Source organism: Defluviimonas salinarum (assembly GCF_026013545.1).
GTDB classification, from domain to species: Bacteria; Pseudomonadota; Alphaproteobacteria; order Rhodobacterales; family Rhodobacteraceae; genus Albidovulum; species Albidovulum salinarum.
The window spans coordinates 278,860-301,184 of the sequence record NZ_JAPDOG010000001.1 but is presented as its reverse complement, the minus strand read 5'-3'; the positions used below and the strand labels follow the sequence as shown (position 1 = coordinate 301,184).

Genomic DNA, 22,325 nt, shown 5'->3' with positions numbered 1-22,325 from the left:
CGCCATCGACCCAATGGGCCGAGTTTCGGTTGTCCCGCACGGTGCTGATCAGATGCGGGGCGGCCGGGGCGCGGAGTTGCACCTCCGCGCCCCAACCCTCAATTCCTCAGCTACACCCGCTCGTACCGCCGCAGGTGTTGCACTTCATGCAGGTGCCGTTGCGCACCAGCGTGTAATTGCCGCATTCGCCGCAAGGATCGCCCTCGTAGCCCTGCATCTTGGCCTTGGTGCGGGCGTCCATCGACACCGTGCCCGTGGCGATCGCCGTGGTGGAGGCCGCCAGCACCGCCTGCCCTCCCGGCACCAGCGTGTTGAGCGCCGCGACCGGATCGCCGGCAAGCGCAGTCGCACCCATGCCGCCCTGCAGCACGATCAGTTCCTGCGGCAGGCGCTTCCTCAGATACCCGGTCGAGGAGATCTGCTTCAGCACCTCGAGCGATTTCGACGCGGTCTTCTCGCTCACCTCGGCGAGGTTCGACTGGCCTTCGTCATTGCCGCCGCCGAGATCGTCGAAGCTGGCACCCTGCGGCTTCACATGGGCGAGGTCGGTGCGGTCGAGATAGCTCACCGCCAGTTCGCGGAAGATGTAGTCGAGGATCGAGGTCGCGTTCTTGATCGAGTCGTTGCCCTGGACCATGCCCGCGGGCTCGAACTTGGTGAAGGTGAAGGCGTCGACGAATTCCTCCAAGGGCACGCCGTATTGCAGGCCGACGGAGACCGCGATGGCGAAGTTGTTCATCATCGCCCGGAAGCCAGCCCCTTCCTTGTGCATGTCGATGAAGATCTCGCCCAAGGAGCCGTCCTTGTACTCGCCGGTGCGCAGATAGACCTTGTGGCCGCCGACGATGGCCTTCTGGGTGTAGCCCTTGCGGCGCTCCGGAAGCTTCTCGCGATGCGAGCGGACGATCTCCTTGACGAGGATCTTCTCGACGATCTTCTCGGCGAGCACGGCGGCCTTTTCCTGCGCCGAGCCGGTGGCGAGGATCTCCTCGGCCTCCTCGTCATCCTCGACCAGCGCCGATGCGAGCGGCTGGCTGAGCTTCGAGCCGTCGCGGTAGAGCGCGTTGGCCTTGATGCCGAGCGACCACGACAGTTCGTAGGCCGCGAGCGTGTCCTCGATGGTCGCGTTGTTCGGCATGTTGATCGTCTTGGAGATCGCACCCGAGATGAAGCTCTGCGCCGCCGCCATCATGTAGATATGGCTGTCGACCGAGAGGAAGCGCTTGCCCTTCTTGCCGCAGGGATTGGCGCAGTCGAAGACAGAGTAATGCTTGGGATCGAGATGCGGCGCGCCTTCCAGCGTCATCGTGCCGCAGACATGGTCGTTCGCCTCTTCGATCTGGCGGCGGGTATAGCCGAGGTGGCGCAGCAGGTCGAAGGTCGGATCGTTCAGCTTTTCCGCCGGAATTCCAAGGGTTTCCTGGCAGAACTTCTCACCGAGTGTCCACTGGTTGAAGACGAAGCGGATGTCGAAGGCCGAGGGCAACGCGGCCTCGATCTTGTCGAGCTCCGCCTGGCCGAAGCCATGGCCAATGAGGGAAGTGTGGTTGATGCCGGCGCAGTTGCCCAAGGACGCGTGGCCGACGGCATAGGCGATGATCTCCTCGATCTCGGCCGAGCCGTAGCCGAGCGTTTCCAGCGCCGCCGGCACCGAGCGGTTGATGATCTTGAAGTAGCCGCCGCCCGCGAGCTTCTTGAACTTCACCAGCGCGAAGTCCGGCTCGATCCCGGTCGTATCGCAGTCCATCACGAGGCCGATCGTGCCGGTCGGCGCGATCACCGTCGCCTGCGCGTTGCGGAAGCCGTGTTTCTCGCCCAGAGCCAGCGCCTCGTCCCAAGCAGATTTCGCAAGTTCCACAAGGGTTTCGTCGGGGCAGTTCGCGTGGTCGAGCGGCACCGGCTTGACCGCGAGATCCTCGTAGCCACCCGTGCGCCCGTGGGCCGCGTTGCGGTGGTTGCGGATCACCCGCAGCATGTGTTCGGCGTTCTTCTTGTAGGACGGGAAGGCGCCGAGCTCGCCCGCCATCTCCGCCGAGGTGGCGTAGGAGATTCCGGTCATCAGCGCGGTCAGGGCGCCGCAGAGAGCCCTGCCCTCGTCGCTGTCGTAGCCGAGCCCCATGTTCATCAGGAGCCCGCCGATATTGGCGTAGCCGAGGCCCAGCGTCCGGAAGTCGTAGCTGCGCTGGGCGATCTCCTTCGAGGGGAACTGCGCCATTAGCACCGAGATTTCCAGCGTCACGGTCCAGAGCCGCGTGGCATGCACATAGGCCTCGGCGTCGAAGCGGCCCTCCCTGTAAAAGGTCAGGAGGTTCATCGAGGCGAGGTTGCAGGCCGTGTCGTCGAGGAACATGTATTCCGAGCACGGGTTGGAGCCCCGGATCTGCCCGTCGGCCGGGCAGGTATGCCAGGCGTTCACCGTGTCATGGAACTGGATGCCGGGATCGGCGCAGGCCCAGGCGGCATGGCCGATCTGCTCCCAGAGATCGCGCGCCTTCACGGTCTTGGCGACCTTGCCGTCGGTGCGGCGGATCAGCTCCCACGGTGCGTCGTCCTTCACCGCCTTGAGGAAGGCGTCGGTCACCCGCACCGAGTTGTTGGAGTTCTGGCCGGAGACCGAGGCATAGGCTTCCGAGTCCCAGTCGGTGTCGTAGGTCGGGAACTCGATCGAGGCATAACCCTGCTTGGCGTAGTCGAGCACGCGTTTGACATAGGTTTCCGGGATCGCGACCTTCTTGGCCGACCTGATCGCGGTTTTCAGCGCCTCGTTTTTCGCCGGATCGACGGCATCCTCGGTCGAGCCGTCCCACTGGCGGATCGCCGCAAAGATCTCGTTGAGCTGGCGCTCATGCATCTTCGAGCCGGCGACGAGGGCCGCGACCTTCTGCTCCTCGATGACCTTCCAGTTGATGAACTGCTCGATATCAGGGTGATCCATGTCGCAGATCACCATCTTGGCCGCGCGCCGCGTGGTGCCGCCAGACTTGATCGAGCCCGCCGCGCGGTCGCCGATCTTGAGGAACCCCATCAGGCCCGAGGACTTGCCGCCGCCCGAGAGCTTCTCACCCTCGCCGCGGAGCGAAGAGAAGTTGGTGCCGGTGCCCGAGCCGTATTTGAAGAGGCGCGCCTCGCGGACCCAGAGGTCCATGATGCCGCCGTCGTTCACGAGGTCGTCCGAGACCGACTGGATGAAGCAGGCATGGGGCTGCGGATGCTCGTAGGCCGAGTTCGACTTCACCAGTTCGCCCGACTGGAAATCGACATAGAAATGGCCCTGGCTCGGACCGTCGATGCCGTAGGCCCAGTGCAGGCCGGTGTTGAACCACTGCGGCGAGTTCGGCGCGGCCATCTGCTCGGCCAGCATGAAGCGCATCTCGTCGTAATAGGCGCGGGCATCGGCCTCTGTCGAGAAATAGCCGCCCTTCCAGCCCCAGTAGGCCCAGGCGCCGGCGAGCCGGTCGAAGACCTGCTTGCCCGAGGTCTCGCCGGTGAAACGCTCCTCCTCGGGCAGCTTGGCCAGCGAGTCCGCATCGGGAACCGACCGCCACAGGAACTCCGGAACGCCCTTTTCCTTGACCTTCTTCAGCCGCGCCGGAACGCCCGCCTTGCGGAAGTACTTCTGCGCGAGCACGTCGGAGGCGACCTGGCTCCAGCCCTCGGGCACCTCGACGCTGTCGTTGCGGAAGACGACCTTGCCATCGGGGTTGCGGATCTCGGAGACCGTGGTGGTGAACCCGATCTCGGAATAGGCGTCGGCCCCTGCCTTCGTGAATTTGCGTTCGATCTTCATGTCTGCCCCGTCTTCCGTCGCGTTATCACTTGCACGGCACGCCCTCTGGGGAGCTTGGCCGCAACCGGTGCCCGAGGATGAGCGGAGGGACAAGAAAGCCTTGGCGGCGGATCGCTCCACTGCACAGGGGCCGTATGATCGTGCGGCCGTAATCGCTGATGTTCTGTCCCCGTCGCGTCAGCCACTAAATCTTGTGGCTACCCCGTCGGCTCATACAAACTGGCGTATGGAGCGGGTGCGGGTCAACAGAATTTTGAGGTTTTTTCCGAGAGATTTCGGTTGACCGACAAAGCCGCCCGACCGGCCTGCCCGGGCTTCCGATTCACCCACAGCAGGACAACGCCGACTGGCCGGCGGAAAACCGCTTGTATGCAAGGACTTTGGCGCACCCGGCCACGCGATACGCACAAAAACATCCACAGCCGGCAAGCGCGCTGGCACCCGCCAGTCTGCCCGTGTCCCGTGACAATTTGACGACGGTCGAGCGGCAGTTCGGTCTGTTCAAGCTGGATGGTGGGGGCGAGAAGATTCGAACTTCCGACGGTGACGTCCCCGGTGTTGGTGTAGGTGTCGGTGGCCGTCTTGCAAAGTCGCGGTTCCATCGAGAGTTATGTCTGTATCTGGAGCATCCGCAGGCCGGATGCGTGAATCGAAGTTCATAGGCGCATCGGCCGCGCCGAATGGATATTGTTTGAGTATCGTCCTTCCGTCGATCTGCTCTGTCATCTATTTCTTCGTCGAGAACGTCATATACAGAATATCCCCGCAAGTACTTAGGAGGCCGTGAGCGGAGAATGTATCGCCCGTTCCATCGGGGTCTTCATAGTTGAAGTAAACCAGAAGTCGGGGGCGCTCCAAAAGACGTCGCCACCAGCTAACGTTGTCTTTCTCTGTGTCGTCCGCCCAAGGGTTTTTCTCCGGATCCGAAACAACACCGCAACACGCCGGATCCGCCGATTGCATCTGCTCCATGCTTGGTATTTCCAGGTTTCTTGCAGAGACCCAGTTACTTTTTATTGATGTTCGGAGTGTAGCCAGCAACTCTTGATCGTAAAGTCGTCGCCCGAGTTTGGGACAATCAAAATCGGACTCCCGCCATCCTTCAGATAGTGTCGAACTCGGGGTAGCGATCATTAGCATCGCAAACGCACAGACGGAATGTGTTCGCACTTGAACTCTTGTCCTCTAACTGTGCGCAGATTCATCGAGATTGGCCAGAAGAAGCGAAATCGTCAGGGTATAGTCAGCAAGAATAACACAACCTTAAGCCGTCGAGCGCAGTAAGAGACGGGATTCGGATTCAGTCAAGCGGAACATGTGGATGGGTCGGCGGCTTCGGCTGGTGCCATGCTGCCATGAGAGCATCCGGAGTTCGCGCCTTGGGACCACCACGCCGTCGAGACCGAGCTTCGCATCGTTGCCCTCGGCTAAGGAGAGGATGTCGAGGACTTGTCCGAGTCGCGCGAGTTCCGCCTCGGAGTGCGCCTCTTCGGGCGAGATGTTGACGACATGGCCGCCCGCGATCCCGGCGACCGGAAGCCGGTCTAGGGGGGCCAAGAGTGATTTAGCGGGGTTCCCGGGCGGTGCCGACATTGAGGCGGGCCGCGTGGATGTCGCGGCCGCCCGCGCTGAAGGCGGCGATGTCGGCTTGGGGAAGCCCGTTCTGTTGTTCCCTGTCAAGAAAATGGATTGGATTGAATCAGACGGTCGGCTCGGCGGCAGGCGGTCAGTATGCGGACTTTGCAAACCAACCTGCAAACCGGGGGCACAAATCGGCGCGGCCGGGACGGATGGAAGCCCGCAGGCCATTAAAGTTCCTTGGAAAAAATGGTCGGGGCGAGAAGATTCGAACTTCCGACCTACGGTACCCAAAACCGTCGCGCTACCAGGCTGCGCTACGCCCCGACGTCTCGTCTCTAGCGGCTTGGCACGCCAAGGGAAAGAGCTAAGGTTGCCCGCAGGGCCAGAGCGCCGTCGCCTGGACGAGCCGGGGATGGCGAAGTTCCGCGCCTGGCACGAGGCCGAGTTCGGCCGCGCGCCCCCCAGCGATCTCGAGAACCATAAGCGTCTCGGGTGGTCCGGGAATCGGGGTCTCGTCGCCGGGCACCGCCATCGCGTGGACGCCATTGACCCGGCCGTCGGTGCCGATGAAGACCATGTCGAGCGGAATGAGCGTGTTCCTCATCCAGAACGCGACCGCCTGCGGCCGCTCGTAGATGAAGAGCATGCCGGCATCGGCCGCGAGCGCCTCGCGGAACATCAGGCCGCGGGCGCGTTCCTCCGCATCGTCGGCGATTTCGATCGCGAATTCGGCGGCACCGCCCGGCCAGCGGAATGCCGCGACCTCGTCGCCGCAGCCGGCCGTTGCCGGTCCTGCAAGGCACGCAGCGATCTGGAATGCGGCGACTGCCCTCGGCGTCATCTCTTCTCGCGCTGGGCGGCTTCCCAAGAGGCGACCTGCGCGGCCATCCGCCCACGCTTGCCCTCGATCACCCTCAGGCAAACCGCCTCGCCGGGCTGGAGGTCGGCGAACCCCGAACGGCGAAGGATCTCGATATGGATGAAGACGTCCTCAGGGCGGCCATAGACATTGGCAAAGCCGAAGCCCTTGGCCTTGTCGAACCACTTCACGCGCGCCGGTTCCAGCGGCAGCGCCGCGATCTCGGCGGCATCGCTGTCGCCCAGGTCCTCGATCGGCACCATATGCTCGTTTTCCGGCGGCAGGATCTCGCGCACCTCGACGGCCTGCGCGCCGCGCGCTGTCTGCTGGACGATCACCGTGATTCGCGCGTTGTCTGCGACCGAGCTCTGGCCGAAGTTCCGAAGAACATTGGCGTGAAGCAGGATGTCACCGCCGCTGCCGTCGGCGATGATGAAACCAAATCCCTTCGCTGGGTCGAACCATTTCACGCGGCCGATGACCTCGTGCTGGCTCTGTTCTTCTTGCGTCATAGTCCGTTATTTCCCATCCCGGCCCGCGTCTCGCCGGCGGCGATCAGAGGGTCGGTTTCAAGTTCACGCACATAAGGTCAACTCACTGGCAAAGCACCAAACGACGATCAGGGGCTCAACCGTGTTACGGTCCACTCCTCCTCAATAGCCGCACGGCGCCACTGGAAGCGGTCGTGCAGCCGAAAGGCCCCATCGGCCCAGAACTCAATCTCCAACGGCTTGAGCCTGATTCCGCCCCAGAAGGGCGGCCGCTCGGGTGCGACACCATGCACCGCCGTCACTCGTGCCACTTCGGCCATCAACCTGCCCCGAGAGGCAAGCGGTTGCGACTGACGCGACGCCCAGGCGCCGAGCCGGCTCTGCAACGACCGTGAGGCGAAATACTCGTCCGCCATTCGCCCCTCTTCGCGACTGGTCAGACCCCGTACACGGATCTGCCTGCGAAGTGATTTCCAGTGCATCACGAAAGCCGCCTTCCCGGCAACATCAATTTCGCGCGCCTTGGCCGAACCATAGTTCGTGTAGAAGAGAAAGCCGTCCGCCTCAATCTCTTTCAGGAGTACCATGCGGGCATTCGGCAATCCCCCGCCGTCGACCGTGGCCAGGGCGATCGCGTTGGGATCGTTCGGTTCCGTCGACTCGGCCTCGGCCAGCCAGGCGCGCGCGATGGCGAACGGGTCATCGCCGGCGAAGATGCCGCTGCGGTCGGTCATGGACTGCCTCTCCCTCTCCGGTCGCCCGCCGGTTCCCCGGTCTGTCGTCGGTTGTATTCTTGGCCGCTCCGCCCTGCCCTTGAAGCAGGTCTGAACTTAGCCTAATGCTTTCGCACTCGATACTAAAGTAGCCGGGAGCAGAAATGGCGACCAAACTGATGGCCGGTAAGCGCGGCCTGATCATGGGAGTGGCGAACGACAAGTCGATCGCCTGGGGGATTGCCAAGGCTTGCGCCGAGCAAGGGGCCGAGATCGCCTTCTCCTACCAGGGCGAGGCGCTGAAGAAACGCGTTGAGCCGCTTGCCGCCGAGATCGGCTCCACCGAGATCATCGAGTGCGACGTCTCGGACGCCGCCTCGCTCGACGCGCTCTTCGCGCGGCTCGAGAAGGTCTGGGGCAAGCTCGACTTCGTCGTCCATGCGATCGGCTTTTCGGACAAGACGGAGCTGCGCGGCCGCTACGTCGACACCGGCGCCGAGAACTTCCGCATGACGATGGACATCTCGGTCTATTCCTTCACCGCCGTCTGCAAGCGCGCGGCGGCGATGATGCCGGACGGCGGCTCGCTCCTGACGCTGACCTATTACGGCGCCGAACGGGTGATGCCGCATTACAACGTGATGGGCGTCGCCAAGGCCGCGCTCGAGGCCTCGGTGCGCTACATCGCCGAGGATCTCGGCAAGGACGGCATCCGCTGCAACGCCATCTCGGCCGGCCCGATCAAGACGCTCGCCGCCTCCGGCATCGGCGATTTCCGCTACATCCTGAAGTGGAACGAGCTCAACTCGCCGATGCGTCGCAACGTCAGCCAGGAGGATGTCGGCAAGTCGGCGCTCTATCTCCTGTCCGATCTCGGCTCGGGCGTGACCGGCGAGACCCACCATGTCGATTGCGGCTATCACGTCGTCGGCATGAAAGCGGTGGACGCGCCCGACATCGACGTCGTGACGGGGCGCGGAGGCAAGGAGGCGGCGCAATGAGTGATCGGCTGCCGCACGAGAAGGGCTTCCATGTCTCCTGGGACCAGATCCACCGCGACGCGCGGGCGCTGGCCTGGCGGCTCGACGGCAAGGGTCCGGACGGCGGCGCCTGGCGATCCGTGGTGGCGATCACCCGGGGCGGCATGGCGCCGGCGATGATCGTCAGCCGCGAGCTCGACATCCGCGTCGTCGACACGATCTCGGTCAAGTCCTACAACCACCAGGACCAGAGCCAGCCGCGCGTGATCAAGGCGCCGCAGGCCGAGATCATGGGCACCGACGGCGAAGGCGTGCTCGTGGTCGACGACCTCGTCGATACCGGCAAGACGCTGGAACTGGTGCGCAACCTCTATCCCAAGGCGCATTTCGCGACGGTCTATGCCAAGCCCGCGGGCCGGGCGATGGTCGACACCTATATCACCGAGGTGAGCCAGGATACTTGGATCTTCTTCCCCTGGGACATGGCGCTGCAATACGTCCAGCCCTATCGCGGCGCGGACTGACGCCTGCGCCCGGCCGGACCTGCGGATGCCTCCGGCGGGGGTATTTTAGCAATGAAGAATGGCCGGGGGCAGCCCGGTCTCTCACGTGGCCACCCTGCCGGTAACGGTCGCAAACCGATAGGCCGCAGATCCTGCCTGAACCTCCAATCCGCGACCAGATCAAGGCGGTCGCCTTCCCGGTGCGGCTCAAGCCCGAGGAGTGGCAGTCGGGCAGCATCAACTGGCTCCTCGACGTCATCTCGCCGGATCGCAAGACCGCGGGCTGGGTCATCGCCAATTTCCGTCAGGTGGTGAGGGAAGGTGAGCTCCGGATGCATCCGCATATCGGCGGGCTTGTGGAGAAGGAGATGCTGGAGAAGATGCGTGAGGGGCAGGCGGCACCGTCTGCGGGTGCAAAACCCGCGTAGAAAGCAGTGCGACTGCCCCTCTCCGGGTCGGCGGGGGCAGTCGCGGGGTCGGCCGATCATCTTCTGACTGGCGCAAACAGAATCTAAGGAGCGGACAAATGGGGATCATCATTGGCGTCGACATCGACAGGCCCGACCGGTCGCTGGATACGCCTGCGGGCGATGCGGATCGGCTGACCAAACGGATTGGCGACTATCTTGGGAATCTCAAGAGCGAAGAATGGAAGGCCAAGGCGTGGAGTGGCCGGGAAGCCAGAAACGCCGCGCGTGCCGCAGGCCTGCCGGTGCCCGAGATCGACAATACCGCCGACATCCGCGCGCGGGTGCCGGAAGAGATGTATCCACCGCTGCTGATTGCTGACAACAACGTGACCTTCCAGGACTACGAGGGCGGGATCGGCTATACCGGCCCCATCGTCAGCCAGGCCTTCAGGGACGCGGTCGAGAGCCTCGACAAGGATGTGCATCAGTTCGTCCCGGTCGAGATCCGCCGCAAGGATGGCGGGCTGCATGAAAGACGGCCGTTCTATTTCATGCGGGTCACCCGGCTCTTGAACACGATCAATTTGAACGCAAGCCCGCAACTGCAGCGGGTGGGCGGCAAGCCAACCGATCCTGTGACCGACACGACCACTTTTCATTTGGGACACACCGCCTTTGCCGTTCACGCCGACCGGATCGCGGGGATGGGGCTTTGGCGAGACGTCAGAAGTGACATGCACATTTTCGCATCCCAGCCGCTCGTCGACCTCATCAAGGCCCGTGGCCTGACCGGGTGGCGCGCCTGGTCCACTTTCACCGAACTCTGATTTCCGGGAGGCGTTGATGATGTGCTGCGCCCCGAGCGTCTTGAACACATTCTGCCGAAGACAGGCTCCGCGGAGGACGTGGATGCCACCTGCCAATTCATGGCAGCAGGCGCGCCATTGGCTCCACAATGAGCGCGGCGGCGCTTGCCGCCGGGACGCCGGGCGTATTTAACTTCGGGGCGCGCTTAAGCCGGAGGACCGATGCCCCTGCCCCTCAATCCCGACATGGCCCGGACCTTCCCGCCCCCGGTGATGGAGGCCCGGCGCTGGCTCGACGGCGTCACCTTCCCGCCCGACCGGCCCTTGATCAATGTCAGCCAGGCCGCGCCGATGGAGCCGCCGCCGGAGGGGCTCCGGCAGGCGCTCGCCGAGGCCGCGATCAACGATCCGGCGGCGCATCTCTACGGGCCGGTGCTCGGCCTGCCGGCGCTCCGGGACGAGGTGGCGGCACAATGGTCGGCGGCCTATGGCGGCGAAATCGCGGCGGGCGAGGTTGCGATCACCCAGGGCTGCAACCAGGCCTTCTGCGCGGTGATGGCGACGATCGCCCGGGCCGGGGACGAGGTGATCCTGCCAACGCCGTGGTATTTCAACCACAAGATGTGGCTCGACATGCAGGGGATCGCTGCGGTCCCGCTTCCGACCGGACCCGGGCTGATCCCCGAGGCCGAGGCGACGGCGCGGCTCGTCACCGAGCGCACCCGCGCCATCGTCCTTGTCACCCCGAACAATCCTGGCGGGGTCGAGTACCCGGCCGCAACGCTGCGCGCCTTCTACGAGCTGGCGCAGGCGCGGGGCATCGCGCTGATCCTCGACGAGACCTACCGCGATTTCGACTCGCGCGCGGGTGCGCCGCATGACCTCTTCGCCGATCCGGACTGGCGGGGCACGCTCGTCCATCTCTATTCCTTCTCGAAGGCCTACCGGCTGACCGGCCACAGGGTTGGCGCGATCGTCGCCGACCGGGCTCGGCTTGCCGAGGTCGAGAAGTTCCTCGACACGGTGGCGATCTGCCCGAGCCAGCTCGGCCAGATCGGCGCGCTTTGGGGGATGCGCAACCTCGGCCAGTGGGTCGCGGGCGAGCGCGCCGAGATCCTCGCCCGCCGTGCCGCCATGACCGCTGGGATCGCGCGGCTCGAGGGCTGGCGGCTCCTGGGCTGCGGCGCGTTCTTCGCCTATGTCGAACACCCCTGCCCCGTCGCCGCGCCCGAGCTTGCGCGGCGGCTGGTGCGCGAGGCGGGCGTGCTCCTCCTGCCCGGCACGATGTTCATGCCCGAGGGCGATCCGGCCGGCGCGCGCCAGCTCCGTATCGCCTTCGCCAATGTCGGGGTCGCGGGCGTCGGCGCTCTGATCGACCGGCTGGCCGCGTTCCGCGCCTGATCGGTCACACGACCGGAGAGAGGCCGGCAGCGGCCGGGGCCGCTCCCATCAGACGCCTGAGGCGCGGGGCGACGATGAGGAGCGCGCCCGCCATCGCGAGGCCGAGCGCAAGCGCGTAGAGCCCGAGGAACCCCGAAAGGCCGAGCGCGCTGGCGAGCGGCTTCGCGACGCCGAGGAAGCTCGCGTAGAGCCAGGACACCGAGGACACCGCGCCGAGAAGGCACGCCGGCACCGCGCAGCGCCGGCTCCCGCCGCGCGGTCCCTTGAGCATCGGGAACAGGATCCAGTGCAATGCCGCCCCGTTCAGCGCGAGGACGGCGACGACGGTGATCTTGGCCACGAGCTTCGGCCGTGCCGCGATCTCGGTGGGCGAAGATCCGGTGTCGAGCCAGATCACCGCGGCCCCGGTGACGAAGAGCGCGGCGAGCGCGCAGGAAGCGGAGATCCTCGCTCATCACGAGGTAGAGCGCGGCGGCGAAGACCATAAGGTGGCCGAGGATCAGAAGGACGCGAAGGGTTTCCTTAGGGGTTCCGCTAATTCGTGAGTGTTTTAATCGGGTATTTTCTTCCCGATACCCTGTCAAGGCGCGCCCGGCCCGTGACGAGCCTTGCCCCGCCCTGCCCGCTGGCCTAAACACCGGGGGAACTGGTCTTTCGGGAGAACCGCCGCCATGTCGAACCCGCTGCGCAGCAAGAAGCGCGGAAACACCATCATCTGGATCCTCATGGCGATGCTGATCCTCGGCCTTGGCGGTTTCGGTGCGCGCAATTTCGGTGGCTCGGTCCGGACGATCGGCACGGTCGGCGAGCGCGAGGTCGACCTGCGCGATTACGCCCGCATGCTGAACCGCGAGATCGCCGCGGTCTCGGCCCAGATCGGCCAGCCGGTGAGCTTTTCGCAGGCGCAGTCGCTCGGCATCGACCGGTCGGTGATGGCGCGGGTGATCGCCTCGGCCGCGCTCGACAACGAGGCCGACCGGATCGGCCTCTCGGTGGGCGATGGCGAGGTACGCAAGCGCATCCTCGGGATCGAGGCCTTCCAGGGGCTCGACGGCAAGTTCGACCGCGACGCCTATGCGCTCACGCTGAAACAGGAAGGGCTCGGCGAGGCCGAGTTCGAGGCCAAGTTGCGCGACGAGACGGCGCGGACGCTCCTGCAAGGCGCGCTCCTCGGCGGCACCGCGGCACCGGAGGCGGCGGTCGACCGTGCCGCCGCCTGGCTGACCGAGACCCGCAGCTTCACGCTGGCCGAGCTTGCCGCACCGGACCTCGCCGAACCGGTCCCGGCTCCGGCCGAGGCCGAGATCCAGTCCTATTACGAGGCCCATCCCGAGGCCTTCACCCGGCCCGAGACCCGGCGCATCAGCTATGTCTGGCTGTCGCCCGACATGCTGGCGGACAAGGTCGAGCTCGACGAGGAGGCATTGCGCGCCAGCTACCAGGAGCGGATCGACGAATTCGTCACGCCCGAACGGCGGCTGGTCGAGCGTCTGGTCTACCCGGACGAGGACGCGGCCAAGGCCGCCAGGGCAAGGTTCGACGCGGGCGAGGCGACGTTCGAGGACCTTGCGCGGGAGCGTGGGCTGACTCTCGCCGATACCGATCTCGGCGAGATGTCCGAGGCGGCGCTCGGCGCGGCCGGCGCGGCGGTCTTCGCGCTCGGGGAGCCGGGCGTGGTCGGACCGCTTCCGTCGGAACTCGGACCGGCACTCTACGCGATGAACGGCATTCTCGAAGCGCAGGAAGTGACCTTCGAGGAGGCCCGTCCGGACCTCGCCGCCGAGGCTTCGGCTGACCGGGCGCGGCGGATGATCGCGGACCGGACCGACGCGATCGAAGACCTGCTGGCGAGCGGTGCGACGCTCGAGGAGGTCGCCGACGAAACCGAGATGGAGCTTGGAGAGGTCGCGTTCGACGCCACGACCGAAGACGGGATCGCCGCCTATGGCGCCTTCCGCGATGCCGCCCAAGCGGCGACCGACGCGGACTTCCCCACCCTTACCGCGCTCGACGATGGCGGCGTGTTCGCGCTCCGGCTTGACGGGATCGACGCACCGGCGCTGCGACCGCTCGACGAGGTCAGGGAGGCCGCCGCCGAGGCCTGGACCCGCGACGAGACCCACAAACGCCTCGTGGCGCGCGCCGAGGAGATCAGGACCGAGCTTGCGGCGGGCAAGGCGCTTGACGCGACCGGGCTCGTGACGACTCGCTACGAGGATTTCGCCCGCGGCGGCTTCATCTCCGGCGCGTCGGCCGAGGTCGCCGAACGGGTGTTCACGCTTGCCGAGGGCGAAGCCGCTGTCGTCGAGGCGCCCGACATGGTGCATGTCGTGGCACTGACCGGGATCACGGCGGCTTCCGCCGACAGCCCTGAGCTGACCCGGGCGCATGACGCGCTCGAGGCGCAGTTCGGCCAGTCGCTGGCACAGGACATGTTCGAGCTCTTTACCGGAGCCCTGCAGGCCGAGGCCGGCATCCGCATCGACCAGGCGGCCGTCAATGCCGTCCACGCCCAGCTGAACTGAAGGAACCGCCCGTGGCTCTGATCTCGACTTTCGAGGCCTTCGAGGCCGGCTGGGCACGCGGCGAGAACCAGCTTGTCTTCGCCCGTCTCGCGGCCGATCTCGACACGCCGGTCTCGCTGATGCTGAAACTCGCCGACGCGCAGGCGATGAGCTTCATGCTCGAAAGCGTCACCGGCGGCGAGGTGCGCGGGCGCTACTCGGTCGTCGGGCTGAAACCGGACGTGATCTGGGAATGCCGCGGCGAGCGGAGCCGGATCAACCGCGAGGCGCGGTTCGACGCCGAAGCCTTCGAGCCGCTCGACGGCCATCCGCTCGAGACGCTGAGGGCGCTGATCGCGGAAAGCCGGATCGAGATGCCCGAGGGCCTCCCGGCGATCGCGGCGGGGCTTTTTGGCTATCTCGGCTACGACATGATCCGGCTGGTGGAGCACCTGCCGAACGTCAAGCCCGACCCGATCGGGGTGCCCGATGCCACGCTGATGCGCCCGACCATCGTCGCGGTGCTCGACGGGGTGAAGGGCGAGGTCACGGTCTGCTCGCCGGCCTGGGTCGGCTCGGGCCTCTCGGCGCGCGCGGCCTATGCGCAGACGGCCGAACGGGTGATGGACGCCGTGCGCGACCTCGAACGCGCGCCTTCGGGCGAGACGCGCTCGCTCGGCACCTCCGCGCATCTCGGCCCGCTCAGTTCCAACTTCACCCCCGAGGGCTACCGGGCCGCGGTCGAGAAGGCCAAGGACTACATCCGCGCGGGCGACATCTTCCAGGTCGTGCCCTCGCAGCGCTGGACCGCCGATTTCCGGCTGCCGCCCTTCGCGCTCTACCGCTCCTTGCGCCGCACCAATCCCTCGCCATTCCTGACCTTCTTCAATTTCGGAGGCTTCCACATCGTTGGCGCCTCACCGGAGATCCTCGTACGGCTCCGCGGCGGCGAAGTCACCGTGCGCCCGATCGCGGGCACCCGCCCACGCGGCGCCACGCCCGAAGAGGATCGCGCGCTAGAGGCCGATCTTCTGGCCGACAAGAAGGAACTTGCCGAGCATCTGATGCTCCTCGACCTCGGCCGCAACGATGTCGGCCGGGTGGCGAAGATCGGCACCGTGCGCCCGACCGAGAAGTTCATCATCGAGCGGTATTCGCACGTCATGCACATCGTCTCGAACGTGGTCGGCGAGATCCGCGAGGGCGAGGACGCGCTCTCGGCGCTTCTCGCGGGCCTGCCGGCCGGCACGGTTTCGGGCGCGCCCAAGGTGCGGGCGATGGAGATCATCGACGAACTCGAGCCCGAGAAGCGCGGCATCTACGGCGGCGGCGTCGGCTATTTCGCGGCCAATGGCGAGATGGACATGTGCATCGCGCTGAGGACCGCCGTGGTCAAGGACGAGAAGCTCTACATCCAGGCCGGCGGCGGCGTCGTTTACGACAGCGACCCGGAAGCCGAGTTCCAGGAAACCGTGAACAAGTCCAAGGCGTTGCGGCGTGCAGCTGAAGACGCAGGCCTGTTCGCCCGACGCGGAAACTCCTGATACCGGTCTAGATTGCGGCCGCGAGGCGCCGCGGCGCGGCGCCTACTTCCCTCCCAGCATGATCGCCGAAACCGGAGCGACGGCGGAGCCCTTGGCCCCCGCCTCGATCCATGTCTTGAGCGCCTCCAGCGTTTCCGGCGCGGTGCTCGCGACAATCGTGACCGCTCCGGTTCGCGACGCCTCGAACCCGGCACGGTCGAGGCTCCGTTCGATCACCGCCGCGCTCTCGCCCTGAGCATCGAGCGCGCGATAGACTTCGACATGCGGAAGGTTCGCGGTGACCGCAGCCTGGCGTGCCGGGTTGAGACCGCGGTCATAGGTGATCAGACCGCGCCCCTCGTCGGCTAGCAGCGCCGCCAGATGCTCGGCAACGTCGCGGTCGTTCTGAAAGGCCGCGTCGGTTTCTCCGATCAGCGCCACCGCCTCGGGCAGCGCCTGAACCTGGCTCTGATAGCTGACCTCGAGGTCGCTGGCCGTCGCGCCCGAGGGAAGTTCGGGCGCAAGGATTGCGACTTCGTGGCCGGCGAGCCGGTAAAGCTCGGCCCGCCTGGAGGCATCGGGCAGTGTCGGGTCGATGGCGATCGTGACCTTCATGCCGAGCGTGGCAAGCGCCGCGGGCTCCAGACCGCCCGACGCAGGGCCGCGGTCGAGCAGGACCACCGCCAGAAGCGGCTTCTTGTCGGGATTGAAGAACGGGGCGGCGAAGGCGGCAAGCGTGATTTCGGTCTCCGCAGGATCGGCAGCGGCCTCCTCCGACTGCGGTTCGGTTGCCGGGTCTTCGGTTGTCGTCGGGCGATTGACCGTCACCCCGGTTGCACCCTCGCCAAAAACCGGCTGCCGCGCGGCGTCGGCTCCGAAGGAGGGCGCCGGCTTGAAAGCCCCCGAACCGGACTCGGCCTGAGCCAACTCAGTCTCTGCAGCTTCGGACGGCTGGACATCGCCGGCGGAACTCTGCTCGTCGATCCGGCCCGCGCGAAGCACCACCGGCGCTTCCTCGGTCACCGCCGGATCGAGCTGCGGCGTTACGGCTTCGCCCGGGGGAGGAACCGGAATCGCGGCTTCGGGGGCGGGCGCATCGGCCACCGACGCCACGAGGATCGGTTCGGGAATCCCGAGCGCGGTTGGCGCTGCCGACTGGCCTTCCGGAATACCGGCGGAACTGCGATCCGTGAGCGCGAGGACGGGCTCCTCTTGAGGGGCCGCCACGACAGGCGTCTCCGCCTCGGCGGGAGCCGGTTCCGTCCCGGGCAGGACCGGATCTTCTTCCGGCTTCGGCCGTGCGAACTCCGATCCGGCGGGGACTTCGACCACCGGCGTCTCCGGGACGTCGGATTCTCCCTCTGCGGCCGTATCTGCGACATCGGACTCCACCGGTGTGCTCACCGGTTCGGCCTGCATCGGATCGTTCTGCGGCTCGGGCTGGGACATCGGCTCGGGTGCCGCGTCGGCCGCCTCGGGCACCGCCGCGACCGCAGGCGATTCTGGCGCCGCTTCCACCACCGGAGCCGGCTCCGCCGTGGCTTCCGGCGCGGCCAGTCCGGCCGGGGCGGGTTCCGGCTCGGAAGCCGGTTCAAGGGCGGCAACGTCCGGTGCCGGCGCCGTAGCGGGCGGCGCCATAAGCGAAATCACCGCGAGACTTGCGACCGAAGCGAGCGCCCCGTACAGCAAACCGAAAAGATATCCTCTGCCCACGCCTGCCTCCGACGCCTGTATGCTGTCTTTGACCGCTTCTTGCCTTGACCAGGCCTTGCGGCTCTGACCATGTATAGCCCGTCCCGAGGGCACGTTCACCCCCTGATCGCGCCCGGCACGCACGAAGGTCCGCCGATGTTGCTCCTGATCGATAACTACGACAGCTTCACCTACAATCTCGTCCACTATTTCGGCGAGCTTGGCGCCGAGGTCACGGTCCACCGCAACGATGCGCTGAACGTGCAGGAAGCAATGGCGTTGAAGCCGCAGGCGATCGTGCTGTCGCCCGGTCCCTGCGACCCCGATCAGGCCGGAATCTGTCTCGCGCTGACCGAGGCCGCGGCCGAGACCCGGACGCCGCTGCTCGGCGTCTGCCTCGGGCATCAGACCATCGGCCAGGCGTTCGGCGGCAAGGTCGTGCGCTGCCACGAGATCGTGCACGGCAAGATGGGCGCGATGCACCATGCCGGAAAGGGCGTCTTCGCGGGCCTGCCATCGCCCTTCCAGGCGACGCGCTACCACTCGCTCGTGGTCGAGCGGGCAAGCCTGCCCGATTGCCTCGAAGTCACCGCCTGGCTCGAGGACGGCACGATCATGGGGCTGCGCCACCGCGAGCTGCCGATCGAAGGCGTGCAGTTCCACCCCGAATCGATTGCCTCCGAACACGGCCACCAGATGCTGAAGACCTTCCTCGACAACGCGGGCGTGCCGCTGAAGGAGCCGGCATGACCGAGGATATCCGCCCGCTGATCGGCCTCGCCGCCGACCGTCCGCTGACGCGCGCCGAGGCCGAGGCAGCCTTCGAGGCGTTGTTCGAGGGGGCAGCGACCCCGAGCCAGATGGGCGGCCTCCTGATGGCGCTCCGCACCCGCGGCGAGACCGTCGAGGAGATCGCCGCGGCGGCGCGGGTGATGCGGGCGAAATGCCACAAGGTCCGCGCGCCCGAGGGCGCGATCGACATCGTTGGCACCGGCGGCGACGGCAAGGGCACGCTCAACATCTCGACCGCGACGGCCTTCGTGGTGGCTGGCGCGGACGTGGTGGTGGCCAAGCACGGCAACCGCAACCTGAGCTCGAAATCCGGGGCGGCGGATGCGCTGACCCAGATGGGCGTCAACGTGATGATCGGCGCGGAAGCCGTTGAAACGGTTCTGGAAAGATGCGGTATCGCCTTCATGATGGCGCCGATGCACCACCCCGCGATCCGCCATGTGATGCCGACCCGCGCCGAGCTTGGCACCCGCACCGTGTTCAACCTGCTCGGACCGCTGACCAACCCCGCCGGCGTGAAACGCCAGCTCACCGGCGCCTTCTCGCGCGCCTGGATCCGGCCGATGGCCGAGACGCTGGCGGCACTCGGCTCCGAGCGCGCCTGGCTGGTACACGGATCGGACGGGACCGACGAGTTGTCGATTGCCGGGAAAAGCTGGGTCGCGGCGCTCGAGGATGGCGCGGTGCGGGAGTTCGAACTGCATCCCGAGGAGGCCGGCCTGCCGGTCCATCCGTTCGAGGCGATCATGGGCGGAAGCCCCGAGGAAAACGCCGCAGCCTTCCGCGCGCTGCTTGCCGGCGACAAGGGCGCCTACCGCGATGCCGTGCTGCTGAACGCCGCCGCCGCACTCGTCGTGGCGGGCAAGGCGGCGGAGCTGAAGGAAGGCGTGGCAATCGCCGCCGAGAGCATCGACAGCGGCCGCGCGAAGGCGAAGATCGAGGCTCTGGCCGAGGCGACCCAGACGGCATGATCCCGCCCGCCTGGGCCCACCTGCCCTTTTTCACGCGCGACTGGCCTCGCATCGAGGCCGCCCTCGCCGCCGATCCGCGCGAGGTCCTGCCGCCTGAGCCCGAACGCTTCGCCGCGCTCGATCTCGTGGCGCCCGAGGCGGTGCGGGTGGTGATCCTCGGCCAGGACCCCTATCCGACGCCCGGACATGCGCATGGCCTGGCTTTCTCCGTGGCGCCGGAGGTGACACCCCTACCCCGCTCACTCAACAACATCTTCAAGGAGTTGCAGGACGATCTTGATGTGCGCCCCGCAACCGGCGACCTGCGCCTCTGGGCGCGGCAGGGCGTGCTTCTCCTCAACACCAGCCTTAGCGTTCCCGCCGGCAGCGCCGGTGGCCACGCCCGCCTCGGCTGGCAGCGCCTCGCCGAGGAGATCCTCGCCGAAATCTCCGACAGCCCGCGTGCGTTCCTGCTCTGGGGCGCGCATGCTCAGAAGCTGAAGCCACAGATCCGCCCCGGCGATCACCTGATCCTCGAAACCGCCCACCCGTCACCGCTCTCGGCGCGGCGCGGATTCTTCGGCTCGCGCCCCTTCAGCCGGGTGAACGGCTGGCTTGCGGCGCGGGGCGAGCCGGCGATCGACTGGGGCAGCTGATCCATCGCGGCTGAGGGTCGCACCCCCGCCTCCGGGCAGGTTATTTCGGCACTGCGCGGGCTCTGGGGCTTTTCCGGCCCGCATGCGGCGGGTAAGAGGGAGCATGGACATTCTCGAGAAGATCAAGGCCTACAAGCTCGACGAGATCGCCGCCGCCAAGGCGGCGCGTTCCCTCGCCGAGATCGAGGCCGAAGCCCATGCCGCGAGCGCGCCGCGTGGTTTCGCCACTGCACTCACCAACGCCGCAAGGCGCGGGTACGGGCTAATCGCGGAGATCAAGAAGGCGAGCCCGTCGAAGGGGCTGATCCGGCCCGATTTCGATCCCCCGGCCCTCGCCCATGCCTACGAGGCGGGCGGCGCCACCTGCCTTTCGGTGCTGACCGACCGGCCCTCCTTCCAGGGCGCACCCGGCTTTCTCACCGCGGCGCGGGCCGCGGTGACGCTACCGGTCCTGCGCAAGGACTTCATGTATGATCCCTACCAGGTCGCTGAGGCCCGCGCCCTCGGCGCCGATTGCATCCTGATCATCCTCGCCTCGGTCTCGGATGCGCAGGCGGCCGAGCTCGAGGACGCGGCGTTTGGTTGGGGCATGGACGTGCTTCTCGAAGTCCACGACGAGGAGGAGCTCGACCGCGCGCTCGCACTGAAGTCACCCCTCATCGGCGTGAACAACCGCAATCTCAAGACTTTCGAGGTCACTCTTGAGACGACGCGCCGGCTCGCGCCGCGGCTACCGGCCGACCGGCACCTGGTCTGCGAGAGCGGGCTCTTCACGCCGGCCGACCTTGCCGAGATGGCCGCCTGCGGCGCCCGGAGCTTCCTCATCGGCGAAAGCCTGATGCGGCAGGAGGATGTCGCCGCGGCGACGCGGGCGATCCTCGCCGATCCCGTTCCGGCGGAGCTTTGACCATGGCGCTGACCCATTTCGACAGCGAGGGCCGCGCGCATATGGTCGACGTCTCGGACAAGGACGTGACCGATCGGGTTGCGGTGGCCGAGGCGCGCGTCGTGATGAAGCCGGAAACGCTCGCGCTCGTCACCGAAGGGCGGGCGAAGAAGGGCGACGTGCTCGGCGTCGCGCGGCTTGCCGGGATCATGGCGGCCAAACGCACCGCCGAGCTGATCCCGCTTTGCCATCCCCTGCCGATCACCAAAGTGGCGATCGAGCTCACTCCCGATACCACGTTGCCGGGGGTTCGGATCGAGGCCACCGTCAAGACGACTGGCCAGACCGGGGTCGAGATGGAGGCGCTGACGGCGGCTTCCGTGGCCGCGCTCACCGTCTATGACATGCTCAAGGCCGCCGAAAAGTCGATGATCGTCGACGGGCTGCGTGTGATCCTGAAAGATGGCGGTAAATCAGGACGTTACGAGGCGTCCTGAAAACATCGGAGGCTCTTGCATGATTTCCGTCGACGAGGCCCTCTCCCGGCTCTTCGCGCTCTCGGCGCCGCTCGGCTCGGAGACCGTGCCGCTTCGCCACGGCGCCGGGCGGGTGCTCGCGGAACCGGTCGTCGCAGGGCTCGACCAGCCGCCCTTCGCCGCCTCGGCGATGGATGGCTACGCGATCCGGGAGACCGATCATCGTCCCGGCGTGTGCCTTAACGTCATCGGTTAAGCCGCTGCTGGCCTTGGATTTTCCGGAACCCTTTCCCACGGGGAGGCGGTGCGGATTTTCACCGGCGCGCCGGTGCCAGAGGGCGCCGACCGGGTCGTGCTTCAGGAGGATGTCAGCCGCGAGGGCGATCGCATCACGCTCACCGGGCCGCTCGAGCATGGCGCCAATATCCGTGCCGCCGGGCAGGATTTCCACGCAGGCGACCGGATCGAGGTACCGCGCCGTCTGTCGGCGACCGATCTCGCCCTCATCGCGGCGATGAACGTGGCCGAGCTCCGGGTGGCGCGGCGTCCCATTGTGGCAATCATGGCGACCGGCAACGAACTTGTTATGCCCGGAGAGGCACCGGGGCCGGACCAGATCATCGCCTCGAACGGCTATGCACTCGCCGCGATGGCCGAGGCGGAAGGCGCCGAGGTGCGGATGCTGCCCATCGCCCGCGACAGCGAGTCGTCCCTGCGCCACACGCTGGCGCTGGCCGAGGGCGCAGACCTCATCGTGACCATCGGTGGCGCTTCGGTGGGCGACCATGACCTCGTCGGCAAGGTCACCGCCGACCTCGGGATGGAGCGGTCCTTCTACAAGATCGCAATGCGGCCCGGAAAGCCGCTGATGGCCGGGCGCCTGGCCGGCTCCACGCTGCTCGGCTTGCCGGGAAATCCCGTATCTTCTGTCGTTTGTGGCCATGTCTTCATGTTGCCGATGCTGCGCGCGATGCAGGGCTTGCCGGCGGCGCCCGCGCCGGTCCGGCGCGGCGTTCTCGCGGCGCCCGTCGAGGCGAACGGACCGCGGGCGCACTACATGCGTGCGCGGGTCGAGCAGCGCGACGGTGCTTGCCTGATCCATCCCTTCGAGCAGCAGGACAGCGCGCTTCTCACGGTCCTTGCCGAGGCCGATGCGCTCCTGATCCGGCCGGTCGGGGACGGGCCGCAACCGGCTGGCACGGCTGCGGAATTCATTCCGATCTGAGCGGCGCGGCCGAATACCGGCGGATTGACACAAAAAGAGAACACGCGTAGAACATCCCTTGAACAGCACCGACATCGACAAGGGGATGAT

The 22,325-nt window shown here is 66.6% G+C and carries 20 protein-coding genes, 1 tRNA gene and 1 pseudogene; 14 read left to right on the top strand and 8 right to left on the bottom strand.

Translation table 11 applies throughout. From position 1 onward, the window contains the following. Nucleotides 1-106 precede the first annotated feature (106 nt). The 6 genes from OM960_RS01480 to pdxH form a co-directional block, all read right to left on the bottom strand. On the bottom strand, nt 107-3,787 hold the full coding sequence (locus tag OM960_RS01480) for a vitamin B12-dependent ribonucleotide reductase (protein WP_264770831.1): 3,681 nt from the start codon (nt 3,785-3,787) through the stop codon (nt 107-109). 1,263 nt (nt 3,788-5,050) lie between these two features. Beyond that, nucleotides 5,051-5,344, bottom strand: a complete 294-nt coding sequence (locus OM960_RS01475; protein ID WP_264770830.1) for a hypothetical protein — start codon at nt 5,342-5,344, stop codon at nt 5,051-5,053. 271 nt (nt 5,345-5,615) lie between these two features. Then, a tRNA-Pro gene (locus OM960_RS01470) sits at nt 5,616-5,692 on the bottom strand. Nucleotides 5,693-5,732: 40 nt separating this feature from the next. Next, nucleotides 5,733-6,209: a DUF192 domain-containing protein gene (locus OM960_RS01465; protein WP_263332518.1), complete on the bottom strand. Its 477-nt coding sequence runs from the start codon at nt 6,207-6,209 to the stop codon at nt 5,733-5,735. Beyond that, nucleotides 6,206-6,739, bottom strand: a complete 534-nt coding sequence (locus OM960_RS01460) for a cold-shock protein (protein ID WP_263332516.1) — start codon at nt 6,737-6,739, stop codon at nt 6,206-6,208. The genes OM960_RS01465 and OM960_RS01460 overlap by 4 nt, the downstream gene beginning before the upstream one ends. Nucleotides 6,740-6,846: 107 nt before the next feature. Next, entirely contained in the window at nt 6,847-7,452 is a 606-nt protein-coding gene (gene pdxH, locus OM960_RS01455) for a pyridoxamine 5'-phosphate oxidase (RefSeq protein WP_264770829.1), read from the bottom strand. A 143-nt stretch (nt 7,453-7,595) separates the two neighbouring features. On the opposite strand from pdxH, the gene fabI reads away from it, so the two are divergent. From fabI to OM960_RS01430, 5 genes are all read left to right on the top strand, one after another. Next, nucleotides 7,596-8,432 (top strand): enoyl-ACP reductase FabI, encoded by an 837-nt coding sequence (gene fabI, locus OM960_RS01450; protein ID WP_264770828.1) that lies wholly within the window; start codon nt 7,596-7,598, stop codon nt 8,430-8,432. Continuing rightward, nucleotides 8,429-8,935 carry a xanthine phosphoribosyltransferase gene (gene gpt / locus OM960_RS01445; RefSeq protein ID WP_264770827.1) on the top strand — a complete coding sequence of 169 codons (507 nt, stop codon included), beginning with the start codon at nt 8,429-8,431 and terminating at the stop codon, nt 8,933-8,935. Before fabI ends, gpt begins: the two co-directional genes overlap by 4 nt. Before the next feature lie 179 nt (nt 8,936-9,114). Continuing rightward, nucleotides 9,115-9,342 (top strand): hypothetical protein, encoded by a 228-nt coding sequence (locus tag OM960_RS01440; protein WP_264770826.1) that lies wholly within the window; start codon nt 9,115-9,117, stop codon nt 9,340-9,342. Between the two features lie 98 nt (nt 9,343-9,440). Further along, nucleotides 9,441-10,151 carry an imm11 family protein gene (locus tag OM960_RS01435; protein WP_264770825.1) on the top strand — a complete coding sequence of 237 codons (711 nt, stop codon included), beginning with the start codon at nt 9,441-9,443 and terminating at the stop codon, nt 10,149-10,151. Between the two features lie 201 nt (nt 10,152-10,352). Continuing rightward, nucleotides 10,353-11,531, top strand: coding sequence for an aminotransferase (locus OM960_RS01430; RefSeq protein WP_264770824.1), 1,179 nt, complete (start codon nt 10,353-10,355; stop codon nt 11,529-11,531). Nucleotides 11,532-11,535: 4 nt separating this feature from the next. Here the strand turns inward: OM960_RS01430 and OM960_RS01425 are convergent, their stop codons facing one another. Continuing rightward, nucleotides 11,536-11,871 carry a hypothetical protein gene (locus tag OM960_RS01425; protein WP_264770823.1) on the bottom strand — a complete coding sequence of 112 codons (336 nt, stop codon included), beginning with the start codon at nt 11,869-11,871 and terminating at the stop codon, nt 11,536-11,538. On the opposite strand from OM960_RS01425, the gene OM960_RS01420 reads away from it, so the two are divergent. The 3 genes from OM960_RS01420 (at nt 11,864) to trpE (ending at nt 15,579) form a co-directional block, all read left to right on the top strand. Further along, nucleotides 11,864-12,076, top strand: a complete 213-nt coding sequence (locus tag OM960_RS01420; protein WP_264770822.1) for a hypothetical protein — start codon at nt 11,864-11,866, stop codon at nt 12,074-12,076. The genes OM960_RS01425 and OM960_RS01420 overlap by 8 nt on opposite strands. 126 nt (nt 12,077-12,202) lie before the next feature. Continuing rightward, nucleotides 12,203-14,056, top strand: coding sequence for a peptidyl-prolyl cis-trans isomerase (locus OM960_RS01415; protein WP_264770821.1), 1,854 nt, complete (start codon nt 12,203-12,205; stop codon nt 14,054-14,056). Nucleotides 14,057-14,067: 11 nt separating this feature from the next. Continuing rightward, nucleotides 14,068-15,579 (top strand): anthranilate synthase component I, encoded by a 1,512-nt coding sequence (trpE, locus tag OM960_RS01410; protein WP_264770820.1) that lies wholly within the window; start codon nt 14,068-14,070, stop codon nt 15,577-15,579. 42 nt (nt 15,580-15,621) lie between these two features. Here trpE and OM960_RS01405 read toward each other — a convergent pair whose 3' ends face one another. Then, nucleotides 15,622-17,196, bottom strand: a complete 1,575-nt coding sequence (locus tag OM960_RS01405) for a divergent polysaccharide deacetylase family protein (RefSeq protein ID WP_264770819.1) — start codon at nt 17,194-17,196, stop codon at nt 15,622-15,624. Between the two features lie 210 nt (nt 17,197-17,406). On the opposite strand from OM960_RS01405, the gene OM960_RS01400 reads away from it, so the two are divergent. The 6 genes and pseudogenes from OM960_RS01400 to OM960_RS01375 all read left to right on the top strand — a co-directional run bounded on the left by OM960_RS01400 (nt 17,407) and on the right by OM960_RS01375 (nt 22,235). Continuing rightward, nucleotides 17,407-18,000, top strand: a complete 594-nt coding sequence (locus OM960_RS01400; protein ID WP_263332489.1) for an anthranilate synthase component II — start codon at nt 17,407-17,409, stop codon at nt 17,998-18,000. Then, nucleotides 17,997-19,013 (top strand): anthranilate phosphoribosyltransferase, encoded by a 1,017-nt coding sequence (trpD, locus tag OM960_RS01395; RefSeq protein ID WP_263332487.1) that lies wholly within the window; start codon nt 17,997-17,999, stop codon nt 19,011-19,013. The genes OM960_RS01400 and trpD overlap by 4 nt, the downstream gene beginning before the upstream one ends. Then, entirely contained in the window at nt 19,010-19,648 is a 639-nt protein-coding gene (locus OM960_RS01390) for a uracil-DNA glycosylase (protein ID WP_264770818.1), read from the top strand. Before trpD ends, OM960_RS01390 begins: the two co-directional genes overlap by 4 nt. Nucleotides 19,649-19,751: 103 nt before the next feature. Beyond that, nucleotides 19,752-20,555 carry an indole-3-glycerol phosphate synthase TrpC gene (trpC, locus tag OM960_RS01385; protein WP_264770817.1) on the top strand — a complete coding sequence of 268 codons (804 nt, stop codon included), beginning with the start codon at nt 19,752-19,754 and terminating at the stop codon, nt 20,553-20,555. Nucleotides 20,556-20,557: 2 nt separating this feature from the next. Then, complete coding sequence (moaC, locus tag OM960_RS01380) at nt 20,558-21,031, top strand: cyclic pyranopterin monophosphate synthase MoaC (protein WP_263332481.1); 474 nt, start codon at nt 20,558-20,560, stop codon at nt 21,029-21,031. Between the two features lie 19 nt (nt 21,032-21,050). Next, nucleotides 21,051-22,235 (top strand): annotated as a pseudogene (locus OM960_RS01375) (molybdopterin molybdotransferase MoeA). Nucleotides 22,236-22,325: the final 90 nt, after the last annotated feature.